Annotated in this window: 16 protein-coding genes and 2 tRNA genes; 10 read left to right on the top strand and 8 right to left on the bottom strand. The window is 75.0% G+C overall.

Going from position 1 to position 16,059, the window contains the following annotated elements:
- Positions 1 to 26 precede the first annotated feature (26 nt).
- Positions 27 to 111: transfer RNA gene (locus T328_RS13555), tRNA-Leu, on the bottom strand.
- 112 nt (positions 112 to 223) lie between these two features.
- On the opposite strand from T328_RS13555, the gene T328_RS13550 reads away from it, so the two are divergent.
- Positions 224 to 910, top strand: a complete 687-nt coding sequence (locus T328_RS13550) for a nucleoside/nucleotide kinase family protein (protein ID WP_496496256.1) — start codon at positions 224 to 226, stop codon at positions 908 to 910.
- 194 nt (positions 911 to 1,104) lie between these two features.
- Here T328_RS13550 and T328_RS13545 read toward each other — a convergent pair.
- A tRNA-Lys gene (locus tag T328_RS13545) sits at positions 1,105 to 1,178 on the bottom strand.
- Between the two features lie 44 nt (positions 1,179 to 1,222).
- A complete protein-coding gene (locus T328_RS13540; RefSeq protein WP_496496255.1) occupies positions 1,223 to 2,335 on the bottom strand; it encodes a Gfo/Idh/MocA family protein in 1,113 nt (370 codons plus the stop codon).
- A 245-nt stretch (positions 2,336 to 2,580) separates the two neighbouring features.
- On the opposite strand from T328_RS13540, the gene T328_RS13535 reads away from it, so the two are divergent.
- The 4 genes from T328_RS13535 (at position 2,581) to T328_RS13520 (ending at position 6,121) form a co-directional block, all read left to right on the top strand.
- Positions 2,581 to 3,726 carry a hypothetical protein gene (locus T328_RS13535; protein WP_496496254.1) on the top strand — a complete coding sequence of 382 codons (1,146 nt, stop codon included), beginning with the start codon at positions 2,581 to 2,583 and terminating at the stop codon, positions 3,724 to 3,726.
- Between the two features lie 216 nt (positions 3,727 to 3,942).
- Complete coding sequence (locus tag T328_RS13530; RefSeq protein ID WP_496496253.1) at positions 3,943 to 4,722, top strand: HAD-IIA family hydrolase; 780 nt, start codon at positions 3,943 to 3,945, stop codon at positions 4,720 to 4,722.
- A gap of 141 nt (positions 4,723 to 4,863) precedes the next feature.
- Entirely contained in the window at positions 4,864 to 5,472 is a 609-nt protein-coding gene (locus tag T328_RS13525; protein WP_496496252.1) for a hypothetical protein, read from the top strand.
- Positions 5,462 to 6,121, top strand: coding sequence for a class F sortase (locus T328_RS13520; RefSeq protein WP_496496251.1), 660 nt, complete (start codon positions 5,462 to 5,464; stop codon positions 6,119 to 6,121). The genes T328_RS13525 and T328_RS13520 overlap by 11 nt, the downstream gene beginning before the upstream one ends.
- Here the strand turns inward: T328_RS13520 and bcp are convergent.
- Positions 6,105 to 6,584: a thioredoxin-dependent thiol peroxidase gene (gene bcp / locus T328_RS13515; RefSeq protein WP_496496250.1), complete on the bottom strand. Its 480-nt coding sequence runs from the start codon at positions 6,582 to 6,584 to the stop codon at positions 6,105 to 6,107. The genes T328_RS13520 and bcp overlap by 17 nt on opposite strands.
- Positions 6,585 to 6,686: 102 nt before the next feature.
- On the opposite strand from bcp, the gene T328_RS13510 reads away from it, so the two are divergent.
- Both T328_RS13510 and T328_RS13505 read left to right on the top strand, forming a co-directional pair.
- Positions 6,687 to 7,031: a DUF3618 domain-containing protein gene (locus T328_RS13510; protein WP_496496249.1), complete on the top strand. Its 345-nt coding sequence runs from the start codon at positions 6,687 to 6,689 to the stop codon at positions 7,029 to 7,031.
- A gap of 55 nt (positions 7,032 to 7,086) precedes the next feature.
- On the top strand, positions 7,087 to 7,389 hold the full coding sequence (locus tag T328_RS13505; RefSeq protein ID WP_101426562.1) for a GroES family chaperonin: 303 nt from the start codon (positions 7,087 to 7,089) through the stop codon (positions 7,387 to 7,389).
- Between the two features lie 91 nt (positions 7,390 to 7,480).
- Here the strand turns inward: T328_RS13505 and T328_RS13500 are convergent, their stop codons facing one another.
- Positions 7,481 to 9,592, bottom strand: a complete 2,112-nt coding sequence (locus tag T328_RS13500; RefSeq protein WP_496496248.1) for a transglycosylase domain-containing protein — start codon at positions 9,590 to 9,592, stop codon at positions 7,481 to 7,483.
- A 160-nt stretch (positions 9,593 to 9,752) separates the two neighbouring features.
- Between T328_RS13500 and T328_RS13495 the strand changes: the two genes are divergently transcribed.
- Genes T328_RS13495 through T328_RS13485 form a run of 3 tightly spaced genes read left to right on the top strand, consistent with a single transcriptional unit; the run spans position 9,753 to position 12,379 of the window.
- Positions 9,753 to 10,598 (top strand): ABC transporter permease, encoded by an 846-nt coding sequence (locus tag T328_RS13495; protein WP_496496247.1) that lies wholly within the window; start codon positions 9,753 to 9,755, stop codon positions 10,596 to 10,598.
- Complete coding sequence (locus tag T328_RS13490; protein ID WP_496496246.1) at positions 10,591 to 11,406, top strand: ABC transporter permease; 816 nt, start codon at positions 10,591 to 10,593, stop codon at positions 11,404 to 11,406. Before T328_RS13495 ends, T328_RS13490 begins: the two co-directional genes overlap by 8 nt.
- A gap of 10 nt (positions 11,407 to 11,416) precedes the next feature.
- Positions 11,417 to 12,379, top strand: a complete 963-nt coding sequence (locus tag T328_RS13485) for an ABC transporter ATP-binding protein (RefSeq protein WP_496496245.1) — start codon at positions 11,417 to 11,419, stop codon at positions 12,377 to 12,379.
- Positions 12,380 to 12,454: 75 nt separating this feature from the next.
- On the opposite strand, the gene T328_RS13480 is transcribed toward T328_RS13485, so the two are convergent.
- Genes T328_RS13480 through T328_RS13470 form a run of 3 tightly spaced genes read right to left on the bottom strand, consistent with a single transcriptional unit; the run spans position 12,455 to position 15,998 of the window.
- Positions 12,455 to 13,768, bottom strand: coding sequence for an SGNH/GDSL hydrolase family protein (locus T328_RS13480; protein WP_496496244.1), 1,314 nt, complete (start codon positions 13,766 to 13,768; stop codon positions 12,455 to 12,457).
- 58 nt (positions 13,769 to 13,826) lie between these two features.
- Positions 13,827 to 15,410: an MFS transporter gene (locus T328_RS13475; protein WP_496496243.1), complete on the bottom strand. Its 1,584-nt coding sequence runs from the start codon at positions 15,408 to 15,410 to the stop codon at positions 13,827 to 13,829.
- A gap of 45 nt (positions 15,411 to 15,455) precedes the next feature.
- Positions 15,456 to 15,998, bottom strand: coding sequence for a TetR/AcrR family transcriptional regulator (locus T328_RS13470; RefSeq protein WP_496496242.1), 543 nt, complete (start codon positions 15,996 to 15,998; stop codon positions 15,456 to 15,458).
- Between the last annotated feature and the right edge of the window lie 61 nt (positions 15,999 to 16,059).

Genomic DNA, 16,059 nt, shown 5'->3' with positions numbered 1-16,059 from the left:
GCCGCGCCCCGCGCAGCGGATTCGCGTGCGGCGGGAGGGATTCGAACCCTCAAGCCCGGTCAGGGGCCACAGATCCTAAGTCTGCTGCGTCAGCCATTGCGCCACCGCCGCTCGCCCGGAATGTTACCCGGCCGCGGATCGCGGCCCGGTTACGGCGGGTTGGCCCCCCGGGCCCGCCGGAACGCGCGTGCGGGGGCGCGCGGGGGCGTCGTAGGGTGCGGCCATGCGTACCGAACGGCTGGCCGACGACGCGTGGGCGCTCCGCGGTGGCGGGGGGCGGGTGGTGCTGGGGCTCGCCGGGGCGCCGGGGGCGGGGAAGTCGACGCTGGCCCGCGCGCTCGTCGCGGCGCTGCGCGCGCGGCACGGTGCGGGCGCCGCCGCGTACGTGCCGCTCGACGGCTTCCACCTGTCCAACGCCCAGCTGGACCGGCTCGGCCTGCGCGACCGCAAGGGCTCGGAGCCGAGCTTCGACGCCGCCGGCTACGCCGCGCTGCTGCGCCGGCTGGTGACGGAGCCGGACGCGGAGGTGTACGTACCGGACTTCGACCGCGCGCTGGACGAGCCCGTCGCCGCGCGCCACCGCGTCGCGCCGGGCACCCGGCTGATCGTCACCGAGGGCAACTACCTCGCCTGCGACCTGCCGGGCTGGCGCGCGGCACGGGAGCTGATGGCGCAGGTCTGGTACGTGGACGCCCCGGACGAGGTGCGCGACGCACGGCTGATGGAGCGGCACGTGGGCTTCGGGCGTACGGCCGCCGCGTCCCGCGCGTGGATCGACGCGAACGACGCGCCCAACGCGGAGCTGGTGAAGGCGTCGCGGGCGCGGTGCGAACGGGTGGTGGCCGGGGCGGGCGCCCAGGATGCCGCCGACCCGCCGGCCCGGCCTCCCGCGCCGGGCCCGAGGCGCTGACCGGCCCCGAGCCGGTGCCGGCGATGACCGGGAGTTCACCGGGGGCGTACGGGGCGCACGCGCCGGACACCGGCGGCCAGCCGCCGGAGGCGACCGCCGCGGCCGTACGCGACGCCGTCGCGGCCGGTACGTACCGGCTGGGCCAGGACAACGCGAAGAGCCCGGGCCGGCCGGCCCGGGCTCTTCGGGATGCGTGCGCCGCCAGGGACTCGAACCCCGGACCCGCTGATTAAGAGTCAGCTGCTCTAACCAACTGAGCTAGCGGCGCAGGTCGCCTCGACGCCGTCAATCATACCGGCTCCCCGCGGGTGCTCAGGCACCCTCCGCGAGCCGTACGACCCGGCCCTCCCCCGCCGAGCGGCGGGCCGCCGCCAGCACCCGCAGCGTCGCCGCGGCCTCGGCGGCGGTGACGGGCGGTGGCGTGCCGGTGCGCAGGGCCTCGGCGATGCCGGCGTAGTAGGCGGGGTAGTCGCCGGGGAGGGTGGGGACCGGCTCGCCGCCGCCGGTGAGCGGGGACTCCCCGACGCCGAGGCGGCCCCAGGCGGACTCGGGCTCCGCGCCCCAGGGCCCGTCCGCCCCGGTCCCGCCGCCGTCCCCCGGCCGGCGGCCCTCGCGCAGCGCCGCCTCCTGCGGGTCGAGCCCGTACTTCACGTATCCGGCGCGGCTGCCGAGCACCCGGAAGCGCGGCCCGAGCTGCGGGGCCATCGCGGTCATCCACAGGTGCGTACGGACTCCCCCGGCGTGCACCAGCGCGACGAAGTCGTCGTCGTCCACCTCCGAGCCCGACCGTCGGGCGTCGGACTCGGCGTAGACGGAGGTCACCGGGCCGAAGAGGGTCAGTGCCTGGTCGACGAGGTGGCTGCCCAGGTCGTAGAGCAGTCCGCCGACGTCCGCCGGGTCGGCCGAGTCGCGCCAGCCGCCGCGCAGCGCGGGGCGCCAGCGCTCGAAGCGGGACTCGAAGCGGTGGACGTCGCCGAGCGCACCGTCGGCGAGCAGGGCGCGGAGAGTGCGGAAGTCGTTGTCCCAGCGGCGGTTGTGGAAGGCGGAGAGCAGCAGCCCGCGGGCGTCGGCGAGGGTCGCCAGCTCGTCGGCCTCGGCGGCGGTGGCGGCCAGCGGCTTGTCCACGACGACGGGCAGCCCGGCCTCCAGCGCGACGGTGGCGAGCGGCACGTGGGTGCGGTTGGGGGACGCGACGACGGCGAGGTCGAGGCGGTCGGCGCGGGCGAGAAGGTCGTCGGCGGTGGCGACGACGGTCACGTCCGGATACGCGGCGCGCACCTGCCGCTGCCGCTCCGGGTTCCCGGTGACGACGGTGTCGAGGACGAGGCCGTCGGTGGCCGCGACGAGCGGGGCGTGGAAGACGGCGCCGGCGAGTCCGTAACCGAAGAGACCGACGCGCAGGGGGGTGCCAGGGGTGCCATCCATGGCCGTCACTCAACCACACCGCCCGCGGCCGGGCGGGCGGGGGCGAGGGCAGGGGCGGGGCGGGGGCGGGGGCGGGGGCGGGGCGTTCAGGCGGGCGTCCACGGGCCGGGTGCCGGTGCGGTGGCCGCCGCGGTGTCCGTACGGGCCGGGGGGTTGCGCCGGACGGGCGTTATGCGGGCGTGCGTTGAGCCGTTCAGAGTCGCCCGGCCGATCGCCGGTACGGGGTCCGTGACACGGTCGCGATCATGGGACCGCGCTCCGCACTCGCCCTCACGGCCACCGCCGCAGCCCTCCTCCTCTCCCCCGCACCGGCGACCGCCGCGGCGCAGCCGCCCGCGCAGGCACCCGTGCCGGCACCTCCGCGAGCGCCGCTGCCGCAGCCGCCCACCGGCCCGCTCGGCCCGCTCGCGCCGCGCTGCGGCGACCCCGGGGCCGGGGGCTTCCCCGTGGCGACGGCGCTGCGCGGCGACGGCGCCGCGCTGCGGGCCGGGAGCGCGCGGCACAGCCTGACGCTGCGGCTGCACAACACCTCGGACCGGCCCTGCCGAGGGGTGCACCCGGTGGCGGTGTTCAGCCACGAGGACGGCGCGCGCCTCCTGCCGGGCGACATCCGGCTGCGGTTCTACGACGCGGGGGCGCGGCGCTGGCGGTCGGTGGCGTTCGAGCGGACGGGGGCGGACGAGAACGCCGGGGCGTTCGCGAGGGGCTTCCGCGGCTTCGCGCTGCCGGCGGGCGGCGGCCGGGACGTGCCGGTGCGGCTGGGCTTCGCGAAGGACGCCCCCGGGGGGCGGGTGACCGTGAACGTGACCACCGTGCAGCGCCGCGGAGACGACGGCGAGTGGATCGGGCAGTCGGAGGACTACGAGGTCCGGATCGAGCCGGGGACGTCGTGCTGCGGCGGGACGGCGTCGCCGGGGCGTCCGGAGTCGTCGGAGCGCCCCGCGCCGCCGCGCACCACGACGCCGCGGGAGGGGGCGACACCGGAACGCCCGCAGCGGCGCCCGGCGGAACCGGGCACCCCGCCGACCCCGCGGGGCACTGGAGAACGCGGGCGGCCCGGTGCCCCGGACGTCCCGGCGCCGCCGAACGCCCCGACGGGCCCGGCGGCCCCGGACGCCCCGACGGTCCCGGGCAGACCGGACGCCCCCGCGGCGCCGGGGGGCGGCGCCGTACCGCGCTGGCCGGACGACGTACCGCAGCCGCCGCCACGGCTCCCCGGCGCCGCACCGATGCCGGAGAGCCTGGCGGATACGGGCCCCCGCCCGACCGCCGCCGCCACGGCGGGCGCCGCGGCCTCGCTCCTCCTCGGCACCGCCCTCCTCCACGCCTCCCGCCGCCTCCGCCGCGACCACCCCGCACCCCGTACCCCACCGGGCCCGCCGCCCCGCTGACCCCGCCCGTCCGCGGCACGGTGCGCGGGGCGCGGCGGGGTGTGCGGTGCCGTCGGACCCGGCGCCGCGGGGGCCGGCGCCCGCCGGCTTCAGCGCGCGGCGCGGCGCACCCGCGCACACCGCCCCCGCCCCCGCTCTTCCCCTCCGCCCCCGCTGTCCCCCCGCTCCTGCGTCTAGGCTGGTGACCCCGTCCTCGAGCACCGTGGGAGAGAGCAGATGGCGGAGCGCATGCCGGTCGAGTCCTGGCTGACGGACATGGACGGGGTGCTCATGCACGAGGGCATCCCGATCGCCGGCGCCGACGCCTTCATCAAGCGGCTGCGCGATTCCGGCAAGCCCTTCCTCGTGCTCACCAACAACTCCATGTACACGCCCGGCGACCTGCACGCCCGGCTCTTCCGCATCGGCCTGGACGTGCCGGTGAAGAACATCTGGACCTCCGCGCTCGCCACCGCCAAGTTCCTCGACGACCAGCGCCCCGGGGGCACCGCGTACGCCATCGGCGAGGCCGGGCTGACCACCGCGCTGCACGACCAGGGCTACGTGCTCAGCGACCACCGCCCCGACTACGTCGTCCTCGGCGAGACCCGCACGTACAGCTTCGAGGCACTGACGAAGGCCATCCGGCTGATCGAGGACGGCGCCCGCTTCATCGCCACCAACCCGGACGAGACCGGGCCGTCCACCGAGGGCCCGCTGCCCGCGACCGGCGCCGTCGCCGCGCTCATCACCAAGGCGACCGGCAAGGACCCGTACTTCGTCGGCAAGCCCAACCCGCTGATGATGCGCGCCGGGCTCAACCAGATCGGCGCCCACTCCGAGACCACCGCGATGATCGGCGACCGGATGGACACCGACATCCTGGCCGGGCTCGAAGCGGGCATGGAGACGTACCTGGTGCTGACCGGGCTCACCCGGGCGGACCAGGTGGAGCGCTTCCCGTACCGGCCCTCGCACATCGCCGACTCGATCGCCGACCTCGTCGAGCTGATCTGAGCCGGCCGGGACCGCGCTCAAGGCACCACCCCCCGCCCGCCGTTCGGGTGGGCGGCCACCGGACCGGCGTAGTGCTGGCGCCGTGCGGATGCGCGGGCCCGGCGGGTCGCGACCCTGGGAGGGAGAGTTCCCGGAGGTCCCATGCGCCCGGTCCGTGTCTGCCTCGCCGCCCTTCTCCTGCTGACGGGCGGCGCCGCCGTCTCCTGCGCCGACGCGCACGCGCAGGGCGACGTGACCGTGACCCCGCACCGCGTGCAGCGCGGCGATCCCGTCGAGGTCAGCACCGGTGTGTGCCGGGGCGGCCACGCCTCGGCGACCTCGGAGGTGTTCGAGGCGCCGGTGAACCTGCGCCCGGTGAACCACGGCGGGCTGACCGGGCGCGGGAAGATCAAGTGGACCGCGCGGGCCGGTACGTACCCGGTGTGGGTCGACTGCGACGGCGGCCGGCGGGTGGCGCGCGGCGAGGTGGTGGTGGAGGACCCGCACCGGCGGCCGGAGCACTGGAAGAACAACTGGCACCACCAGCCCTGGTCGCCGGTGACGGCCGGCGGCGGCGGCACGGCGCAGACCGCGCGGGCGGCCGGGGACGAGGCGGCCGGGGACGAGAAGGGCCCGCTGACCGGCGCCCTGCCCGGCGCCCCGCCCCTCGCCCTCGTCGGCGGCGCGGCGGTCCTCGCCGTCACCTTCGTACGCCGCCGCACCCGCGGCGCCGCGGCCGGCACGGACGCGGGCACCCCCGATGGCCGCTGAGGCCGCCCGCCGCCGGCCCGGCCTGGTCACCCCCGCCGCCTGGGCCGTGCTGCTGCTCGGCCTGTGGCTCTGGGGCCGCGACCTCGACGAGCGCGAGGGCGGCGGCACGGTCTCCGACGGCGGCGCCGGCGCGCAGGTGCTGCGCTCGGGACCGCCGGCCGCCCGCCCGCTGCCCGGCGCGCCGGCCGACTCGGTGCCCGCGGGCCTCGCGGTGCCGTCGGTGGGGGTGGCGGGCCCGGTCGTCGGCCGCGGTCTGGACGGCGACGGCGCCGTGGCCGCGCCGCCGTTCGGCAACGCGAACGAGATCGGCTGGTACCGCGGCGGCGCGAAGCCCGGCGCCGCCGGCGTCGCGGTCTTCGTCGGGCACATGGACACCCGCGCCAGGCCCGCGGTGTTCTACCGGCTCGGCGACGTGCGCCCCGGCGAGGAGGTCACGGTCACCCGCGCGGACGGGCGCACGGCCGTGTTCACCGTCGAGCGGGTGGAGACCGTCGCCAGGGACGACTTCGACGCCCAGCGCGTCTACGGGCAGCACCAGCGCGGCCGGGCCGAGATCCGCCTGCTCACCTGCGGCGGCGCGTACGAGCCGAGGGAGCGGACCTACACGGGCAACCTGGTGGTCTCCGGCTACCTCACGCGGGCGAACTGACGTCGAGGTCCTTGAGGAGCTTCGCGACGTGACCGGTGGCCTTGACGTTGTACAGCGCCCGCTCGACGGTGCCCTTCTCGTCCACGACGACGGTGGAGCGGATGACGCCGGTCACCGTCTTTCCGTAGAGCTTCTTCTCGCCGAAGGCGCCGTACGCCTCCAGCACCGCCTTGTCGGGGTCGCCCACGAGCGTCACCCGCAGCGACTCCTTCTCCCGGAACTTCGCCAGCTTCGCCGGCTTGTCGGGCGAGACGCCGATGACGTCGTAGCCGGCGGCGGCGAGCACGTCGAGGTTGTCGGTGAAGTCGCACGCCTGCTTGGTGCAACCCGGGGTGAGCGCGGCCGGGTAGAAGTAGACGATGACCTTGCGGCCGCGGTAGCCGGCGAGCGACACGTCCTTGCCGTCCGCGTCGGGGAGGGTGAAGTCGGGGGCGGTGTCGCCGGGCTGCAGTCGCTCGCTCATGGTGCTTTCCCTACTCCAGGGTGCGGGGCGGATGTCGCACCCGAGGGTAACGGCTGACAGACTGTCGACCAGCAGACGGACGGCGAGGACGGAGGCACGGCGGTGTCGGACGGCAGGACTCCCGCGCAGATCGAGGCGGACATCGCACGCCGGCGGCAGGATCTCGCCGCGACGCTCGACGAGATCACGCTGCGGGTGAGCCCCTCGACCCTGGTGGGCGAGGCCAAGGCGCGTACGAAGAGCATGGTGGACCACACCGCCGGGCAGGCGTTCGTGGTCGCGAACCGCGCCGTGACCAGTGCCCGCGGCGTGCTCGTCGCCCCCGACGGCGCCCCCCGGCTGAAGCGGATAGTGCCGGTCGCGGTCGCCGTCGTGGCCGTCGCCGGACTGCTGGCAGCGGGGTCGCGCCGGCCCGGGAAGTCCCGGGGCAGGCGTCGGCGCCGCTAGCGGCGCGGGTACCGTCGGGTACGTGAATACGCCCCACGACAAGCTGCCCATCCGGATGCTCCACGACCGGGTACTCGTCCGCACCGACACCGCGGAGGGCGAGCGCCGGTCCAGCGGTGGCATCGTCATCCCCGCCACCGCGGCCGTGGGCCGCCGGCTGACCTGGGCGGAGGTGGTGGCCACCGGGCAGAACGTACGGACGGTCGAGCCGGGCGACCGGGTGCTGTTCGACCCGGAGGACCGCGGCGAGGTCGAGGTGCGGGGCGTGGGCTACGTGCTGCTGCGCGAGCGCGACCTGCACGCGGTGGCCTCGGAGCGGCTGGAGGGCACCGAGGATTCCACGGGGCTGTACCTGTAGCGGCCCACCCCCGTCGCGGGCTCGCTGCCGCTGGCGTGACCCGGGCTGAAGCGGCGTCCGGTCACTGATCCTGCGCCTCCCGTACCGCCCGCTACTGCGGCGCCGGCGGTGCCGGGACCGCCGCGGGGGCGGCGGGGGCCGGGGGCGGCGTGGCCGGCATCCGCTGCCGGTGGCCGGCCTCCAGGTCGAAGTCGCTCGCCGGTACGTCCCACAGCGCGTCCCTCGTGTATGCGCCCCAGATCTTCGCCGGCACCCCGCTGCCGCTGATCCGGTCCTCCCCCAGCACCCCGTGCAGCGACTTCTGCGCACCCGTCTCCGGGTCCTGCCCCATCACCCCGACCACGGTGGCCAGCTCCGGCGTGTAGCCCGCGAACCACGCCGAGCGGTCGTGCTCGCCGGTGCCGGTCTTGCCGGCCGCCGGCCGCTCGGCGATCTGCGCCTCCCGGCCGGAGCCGTTCTCGACGACGTTCTGCAGCATCGCGGTCGTCGCGTCCGCCGCCGTGCGGGAGACCACGGGGTGCGGGCGCCGCGGCGGCAGTTGGAAGATCTCGCCGTTGCGGCTGAGCTTGTCGACGAGCCGGTAGCCGCCGTGGTCGCCGTGGCCGGCCAGCGTGGCGTACGCCTGCGCGAGGTCGAGCGCGCTGGGGGTGGCGGTGCCGAGGCCGATGGAGGGGTGGTCCTTCAGCTCCGGGGTGGCGGGCGGCAGGCCGAGCCGGACGGCGGTGCCGCGGACCTTCTTCGGGCCGACGTCCTGGGCCATCTGCGCGTAGACGGAGTTGACCGACTCGTTGGTGGCGTCGGCGACGTTGATGCGGCCGTACGAGACGTCGTCCTGGTTGTCCGGCGAGTAGCGCAGCGGCTTGCCCTTCCTGCCGATCACCCGCCGGTCGGTGTCGCCGTCGTACATCGTCCGCGGCGTGATCCGCTTGCCCTCCCAGTTCTTCGCGTTCTCCTGCACGGCGGCGGTGAAGACGAACGGCTTGAAGGTGGAGCCGGCCTGGTAGTCGCGGCGGGTGGCGTTGCTGACGTACTGCTGGGTGTAGTCCGCACCGCCGTACAGCGCGACGACCTTGCCGCTCTCGACGTCGATGGAGGCGCCGCCGACGCGCACGTAGGCGTCGGCGGGGTTGGACTCCGGGTCGAGCTGATAGGTCAGCTGCTCGTCCACGGCGGCGACGAAGGCGTCCTGCTTGTCGGGCTGCAGCGTCGTGACGATGCGGAAGCCGCCCGCGGCGAGGGACTTCTCGTCGATGATGCGGTGCTCGACGAGGTAGCTGTTGATGGCCTCGACGAGGTAGCCGCGCTGCCCCGACAGGCCGGGGTCGAGACGGGACTCCCCGGGCACGGGGAACTCCATGCGCTCGCGCGTGCGCGGCGCCAGCCAGCCCTCCTTGACCATGCCGTCCAGCACGTAGTGCCAGCGGGCCTCGGCGGCGGGCCGGTTGCCGGGGTGCACGGTGACGTCGTACGTGGTCGGGGCCTGCAGCAGCGTCGCGAGGTACGCGCCCTCGGCGACCGTCAGCTCCTCGACGTCCTTGTCGTAGTACGCCTGGGCCGCGGCCTGCACGCCGTAGGCGTTGCGGCCGAAGTAGCTGGTGTTGAGGTAGCCCTCCAGGACGTCGTCCTTGGTGACCTCGCGGTCCAGCTTGATCGCGATGAACGCCTCGCGGAGCTTGCGGCTGATCGTCTGCTCCTGGTCGAGGTAGTAGTTCTTCACGTACTGCTGGGTGATGGTCGAGCCCGACTGGGTGCCCTTGCCGGTCAGGGTGTTGAAGCCGGCGCGGACCATCGCCATGGGGTTGACGGCGGAGTCGGAGTAGAACCTGCGGTCCTCGGCGGCCAGTACGGCCATGCGCACGTGGTCGGGGACGCGCCGCAGCGGCACGCTCTCGCGGTCGACCTCGCCCTTGACGGCGAGTTTGGAGCCGTCGGCGTAGAAGTAGTGGTTGCTCTGGGCGGTCGCCATGTCGTTGGGCCGCGGGATGTCGACGGTCAGGTAGCCGACGGCGAACGCCCCGGAGGCCAGCGCCACCGTCAGCATCGCGGCGCCCAGCAGCATCTTCCACCAGGTCCTGCGGTACGCGCGCCGCCGCCGCGGCGGGGCGGGCGGGGGTGCCGGCTCGTCGTCCGCGCCGCGGTCGTCGCCCGGCTCGTTGTCGGGGCCGAAGCTCCGGACGCCCTGTCGCATGTCCGTGTGGCTCATGTGCAGTCCGTGGGCTCGTTCTGTCGTCTGATATGACCTTTACGCACCAGCTTGTCATTAAGCACGCAGACACCCGGGAGGTGCGAATATCCGGTCGCAGCGCTCAACCCGACTGGACTAAAGTCGGTGGCTTTGTGCCGGGGCCAGGGGGGTGGTGTGAGTGCGCGGCACGGACGCGCTGCGGGACGCGCCCGCCGTGCAGGCCCTGCGGCTGTACGGACTGGTGGCGGCCGGCGGCTTCCGCCGGTTCGCGACGTACCGCGCGGCCACCGCCGCCGGCGTCATCACCAACACCGTCTTCGGCTTCATCCTGGCGTACACCTTCGTCGCGCTCTGGCACGAGCGCCCGCAGCTCGGCGGCTACGACCAGGCGCAGGCGCTCACCTTCGTCTGGGTCGGCCAGGCGCTGCTGGCGCCCGCGGCCCTCCTCGGCTTCGGCTTCCAGGAGGAGCTGCAGGGGCGCATCCGCTCCGGCGACGTGGCCGTGGACCTCTACCGGCCCGCGGACCTGCAGCTCTGGTGGCTCGCCCACGACCTGGGCCGGGCCGCGTTCCAGCTGCTCGGCCGGGGCATCGTCCCGATGGCGGCGGGGGCGCTGGCGTTCGAGCTGGCGCTGCCCGCGGCGGCGCATACCTGGCTGCTGTTCCTGCTCTCCGTGACGCTGGGCTGCCTGGTCAGCTTCGCCGTCCGCTACCTGGTCGGGCTGGCCGCGTTCTGGCTGCTCGACGGCCAGGGGATCAACCTGATGAACTCACTGGTGGCGATGCTCCTGTCCGGCACGCTGCTGCCGCTGACCGTCTTCCCCGGCGCCTTCGGCGACATCGCCGAGTTGCTGCCGTGGGCGGCGATGCTGCAGGTCCCCGCCGACGTGCTGCTGGGCCGGCACACCGGCGCGGGCGTCGCCGGGGCGCTGGCGTTCCAGGCGGCGTGGGCGGCGGCGCTGCTGGCCGCCGGGCGGGCGGTGCAGGCGGTCGCGACCCGCAAGGTGGTGGTGCAGGGTGGCTGAACTGGCCGCGGGGGTGCGGGGGTACGGGCTGATCGTCGCGATGTGGGTGCGTACGACGATGACGTACCGCATGTCGTTCGCGATATCCGTGCTCGGCAATCTGCTCCTGACCGCCGCCGACTTCGCCACGATAGCGATCATGTTCTCGCACACCGACGTGCTCGGCGGCTTCACGCTCGCCGAGGTGGCGCTGCTCTACGGCACCACGTCCAGCTCCCTGGGCCTGGCGGACCTGCTGCTGGGCAACCTGGACCGGATCGGCGGGCGGATCCGCGACGGCACGATGGACACGCTGCTGGTCCGGCCGGTGCCGGTGTTCGCGCAGATCTCCGCCGACCGCTTCGCGCTGCGCCGGGTGGGGCGGGTGCTGCAGGGGCTGATCGTGCTGGGCTGGTCGCTGACGGCGCTGGACGGCGTGGCGTGGACGCCGGTCGCGGTGCTGCTGGTCCCGGTGATGGTGGTGTCGGGGGCGGCGATCTTCGGGGCGGTGTTCGCGTGCGGCGCCGCGTTCCAGTTCTGGGCCACCGATGCGGCGGAGGTGCAGAACTCGTTCACGTACGGCGGCAACTTGCTGACCCAGTACCCGCCGACGATCTTCAGCAAGGAGCTGGTGCGCGGCGTCACGTTCGTCGTGCCGCTGGCGTTCGTGAACTGGCTGCCGGCCCTGCACATACTCGGCCGGGACGACCCGCTGGGCCTGCCCGGCTGGGTGGACTTCGCCTCGCCGCTCGTCGCGGTCGCCTGCTGCGCGCTGGCCGGGCTGGCGTGGCGCACGGGGCTGCGCGGCTACCGCAGCACGGGAAGCTAGGAGGGGATCCGTGATCGAGGTCGAGGACCTGGAGAAGGTCTTCGTCGTACGCCGCCGGGCGGGCCGGCTGCGTCGTACGAAGCACGAGGTGCGCGCCGTCGGCGGCATCGGCTTCTCCGTGCCGCGCGGCGAGATGGTCGGCTACATCGGCCCCAACGGCGCCGGCAAGTCCACCACCATCAAGATGCTCACCGGCATCCTCACCCCCAGCTCCGGCCGGCTGCGCGTCGCCGGCATCGACCCCGCCCGCGAGCGGACGCGGCTGGCCCGGCGCATCGGCGTCGTCTTCGGCCAGCGCACCACCCTGTGGTGGGATCTGCCGCTGATCGACTCGTACCGGCTGATGCGCCGCATGTACCGCATCCCCGACGACCGCTACCGCGAGAACCTGGAGCGCTGCACCGAACTGCTCGACCTCGGCGCGCTGCTGGAGGTGCCGGTCCGGCAGCTGTCCCTCGGCCAGCGGATGCGCGGCGACATCGCGGCGGCCCTGCTGCACGACCCCGAGGTGCTCTACCTGGACGAGCCGACGATCGGGCTCGACGTGCTGAGCAAGGCGAAGGTGCGGGAGTTCCTGCGCGAGCTGAACGCGGACCGCGGCACGACGGTGCTGCTCACCACGCACGACCTGTCCGACATCGAGCAGCTGTGCAGGCGGGTGATGGTCATCGACCACGGCCGGCTGATGTACGACGGCGACCTCGACGGGCTGCACGCGGCCGGCGAGAGCGAGCGGATGCTCGTCGTCGACCTGGAGCGCGAGCTGCCGCCCATCGACGTCGCCGGCTGCCGCACCGTGAAGGTGGAGGGCCCGCGGCAGTGGCTCGCGTTCCCCGCGGGGGCCAGCGCGGCGCCGCTCGTCGCGGAGGTGGCCGAGCGGTGGCCGCTGGTCGACCTCTCGGTGCGGGAGCCCGACATCGAGGACGTCATCGCCCGCATGTACGCATCGGCCCGGTCCCCTGACGAGCGATGAGCACCTGCCGGAGGGTGCGCGGGACAGGAGCGCCGTAAGCGCCCGGAGTAGTCCGGGACTTACGGTGCCGGCGGGTCAGAGCACGGCCTGGGCGCGCGGCCTGAGGTCGGCGAGGTCCAGGGTCATGGCCATCTTGCGGTAGCCCATGTCGTTCAGGTGCAGGTGGTCGCCCGAGTCGTACGGCGCGTGCAGCCGGGCCGGGCGCTCCGGGTCGCGCAGCGCCGCGTCGAAGTCGAGGACCGCGTCGAAGACGTCGCCCGCGCGTATCCGCTCGTTGACCTCCTGCCGTACGCGCTCCGCCCGCGGCGTGTACGACGGGTGCCCGCGGAACGGCATCAGCGTCGCGCCCAGCACCCGCAGGCCCCGGTCGCGGGAGTGCCGGACGGTCTCGCGCAGGCCGGCGACGATGGCGTCCGCGTCGGCGGTCCGGGGGGTCTTGAGGATGTCGTTGACGCCCAGCTCCACGACGACGGCCTGCACGCCGGTGCGGGAGAGCACGTCGCGGTCCAGGCGGCTGAGCCCGGAGGGGCCGTTGTCCGGGTAGCGGGTGCCGCCGTCGGTGAGCACCCGGTTGCCGCTGAGGCCGAGGTTGAGCACCCCGTAGCGCGGGGCGCCGGCCTCCTCGCGCAGGCGCACGGCGAGGTAGTCGGTCCAGCGGCGGTTCGCGCCGGGGGTGGAGGTGGTGCCGTCGGTGAGCGAGTCGCCGAGGACGGCGACGGCGCCGGTGGCGTGCTCGCTCCAGACGTCGACGGCGGTGACGTAGCGCCAGGACCGGAACTCCCGGTCGTACGCGGTGCCTTCGCTGTCCCGGGTGCGGTCGCCGGCGGCCAGGTAGGAGGTCTGCAGCGCGTGCGGGTGGTACGTGACCGGGCCGGACGGCGCCGGCGCGTACGTCGTCACCAGCAGGTCCGTGCCGGCCGGCACCCGCAGCCGCACGGGGTCGCTGGTCGCCGTCCGGCCGGCCGGGATGGTCACCGAGTCGGCACCCGCGAAGGTCAGCGTGCGCATCGTCTCCGGCTGCGCCGCCGGGGCGCCGGCCGCGGCGGCGACGGCGACGCTGGCGCGGGTGAGGGTCAGCGGGGTGTCGCCGTACTCGTTGGACAGCTGTATCCGGGCCCGGGCGCCGCCGATGGAGGTGTGCACGACGTTGCGTATGGACATCCCCGCGAACCCGTCCCGCGTCCCCGGCTCGGCCGCGGCCGGCGCGGCGGCCCAGGTGCCGGCCCAGCCGCCGACGGAGGCGGGGGCGGCGGCGTCGGCGCTGCTGCCGGCGCCGGGGGGCGCGGGTGCGTCCGGGCGGTCGGTGACGGCGTAGACGCCGACGGTGAGCAGCGCCACGACCGCCACGAGGGCGGCGAGCACGGCGTACCCCGGTCTGGTCGTCGTCACGTCAGCCCGCCCCCCGGTGTTTCGATGTTGCGCGCCGCCTCCCCGGCGGTCCGCCATCTTAGCGAGGGGAGGGAGGCGTTCCGATCACGGCCCCGACGGCGCCCGGGCCGTCGCCGGAGGTCTGCTCCGGCGGTGCGGCGGTGGCGGTGCGGCGGCCGAGGAGGACGCGGGCGGCGACACCGCCGGCGGCCAGCGCGGCGGCGGTGATGGCCAGCGTGAGCGCGTAGCCGTTGTCGAAGGCCGCGAAGGCGGTCTCCAGCAGCGGCCCGGACCCGCCCGGCGGCAGTCCGGCGGCGGCGGCGCGGGCCTCGTCGAGGCTGTCCGCCGCCGCGCCGGGGGCGCCGGCGGGGAGGTCGACGGTCGCGGTGTAGACGGCGGTCAGGACGCTGCCCAGGACCGCGACGCCGGTGAGGCTGCCCAGCTCGTACGAGACCTCCTCGACCGACGACGCCATGCCGGCCCGGTGCGGCGGCGCGCCGCCGATGATCGCGGCGGAGGCCGCGGTCATGACCGTACCGAGCCCGAGGCCCGCCAGGACCATGCCGGGGACGACCCAGCCCGCGGCGTGCCCGGCGTCCAGCAGCGGGCCGGCGCCCGGGGTGAGCAGGAGGGTCAGCGCGACGCCGAGGGCGCCGAGGAGCAGCCCGCCGCCGATGAGGTGCCGCGCCGGTATGCGGTAGACCAGGCCGCCGACGATGACGCCGGCCGGGAGCGCGCCGAGGGCGGAGGCGGCGACCAGCAGCCCCGCGCGCAGCGGGCTGAGGCCGAGCACGAGCTGGAGGCGCTGGGCGAGGATCAGCTCCATCCCGGCGGTGGCGAACATCGAGAGCCCGGCGCCGAGCACGCCGGCGAGCAGCTGCCGGTTGCGGAAGAGCGCGAAGTCGATCAGCGGGTACGTGCGGGTGCGCTGGCGGCGTACGAAGGCGGTGAAGCCGGCCGCGGAGACGGCCAGCGCCACCGCGATGTGCAGCGGGTCGGGCTCCGGCCGGGAGGCTTCCTTGATCGCGTAGACGAGGCCGACGAGGCCGGCCATGACCTGCACGGAGGCCACCGGGTCCCACGGCCGGTCCCGGCTGCCGGAGCCGCCGGGCGCGAGCACCGCGGTCGCGACCAGCGCGGCCAGCACGACGGGGACGTTGACGAGGAAGACCGAGCCCCACCAGAAGTGGTCGAGCAGCAGCCCGCCCGCGACGGGCCCGAGCGCGGCGCCGACGACGGCGATCGTGCCCCAGATGCCGATCGCGATGCCGCGCTCGCGCTCGTCGTCGAAGGTGAGCCGGATCAGCGCGAGCGTCGCGGGCATCATCGCCGCAGCGCCGACCGCGAGGAAGGCGCGGGCGCCGATCAGCACGGCCGCCGAGGGGGCGAACGCGGCCACCGTGGACGCGACGCCGAAGACGACGAGCCCGACGAGGAACATGCGCTTGTGGCCCACGCGGTCGCCCAGCGTGCCGGCGCCCAGCAGCAGCCCGGCCATCACCAGCGGGTAGGCGTTGATGATCCACAGCTTCGACGAGGCGTCGGCGTGCAGGTCGGCGGTGAGGGTGGGCAGCGCGGTGTAGAGGATCGTCATGTCGAGCGAGATGAGCAGCAGTCCCGCCGAGACGGTGGCGAGGATCCACCAGCGTCGCGCCTTGATCACGGGGCACCGTCCTTTCTCTGTGGGATGTACGCGTACGGGGCGGGCTCAGGAAGCCGGGTCGGTGAGCGCGGTGAGCCGCCGGCGCACCGCCTCCTCGACCTCGGGGGCGAGCGTGCTGTGCGCGGTGGCGTGGAAGAGCCACAGGCCGTCCGCCGCCAGCCGGGCCAGGAACAGGTCGAGGGCCTCCGGATCCGGTTCCGGCCCCGGCGGCTGGGGCGCCCAGCGGTCCGCCATCTCGTCCCAGATCCGCGCCAGCTCCGGCCGGGTCGCCGACGCGACCATGAAGGCGAAGTCGGCCCTCCCCCCGCTCTGCCCGCAGATCCGCACGTAGGCGGCGGCCCGCTCGCGGGCGGTGGCCTCCTCGAACGGCTTGCCCAGCTCGGCGAGCAGCCACTGGTCCAACGTCTCGGTCAGGTACTGCTGGATGGCCGTCAGCAGGGCGTCGCGGTTGGGGAAGTGGTACATCAGCCCGGGCTTGGTCAGCCCGGCCTCGGCCGCGGCGGCGTCGAGCGTCAGGGCGGTGATCCCCGCCCGCTCGACCACGCGGACGGCGGCTTCGAGGATCTGGGTGCGGGAGCTGGGTCGCATAGTCCGTAACTTTACCATCCGAAAGGTAAAGTTACGACGGGCTCGGGAACCCCTGGCCCGG

It is taken from the genome of Streptomyces sp. CNX435 (assembly GCF_059570575.1).
The sequence above is the reverse complement of the archived record's forward strand: the minus strand, read 5'-3'. Positions and strand labels throughout refer to the sequence as shown.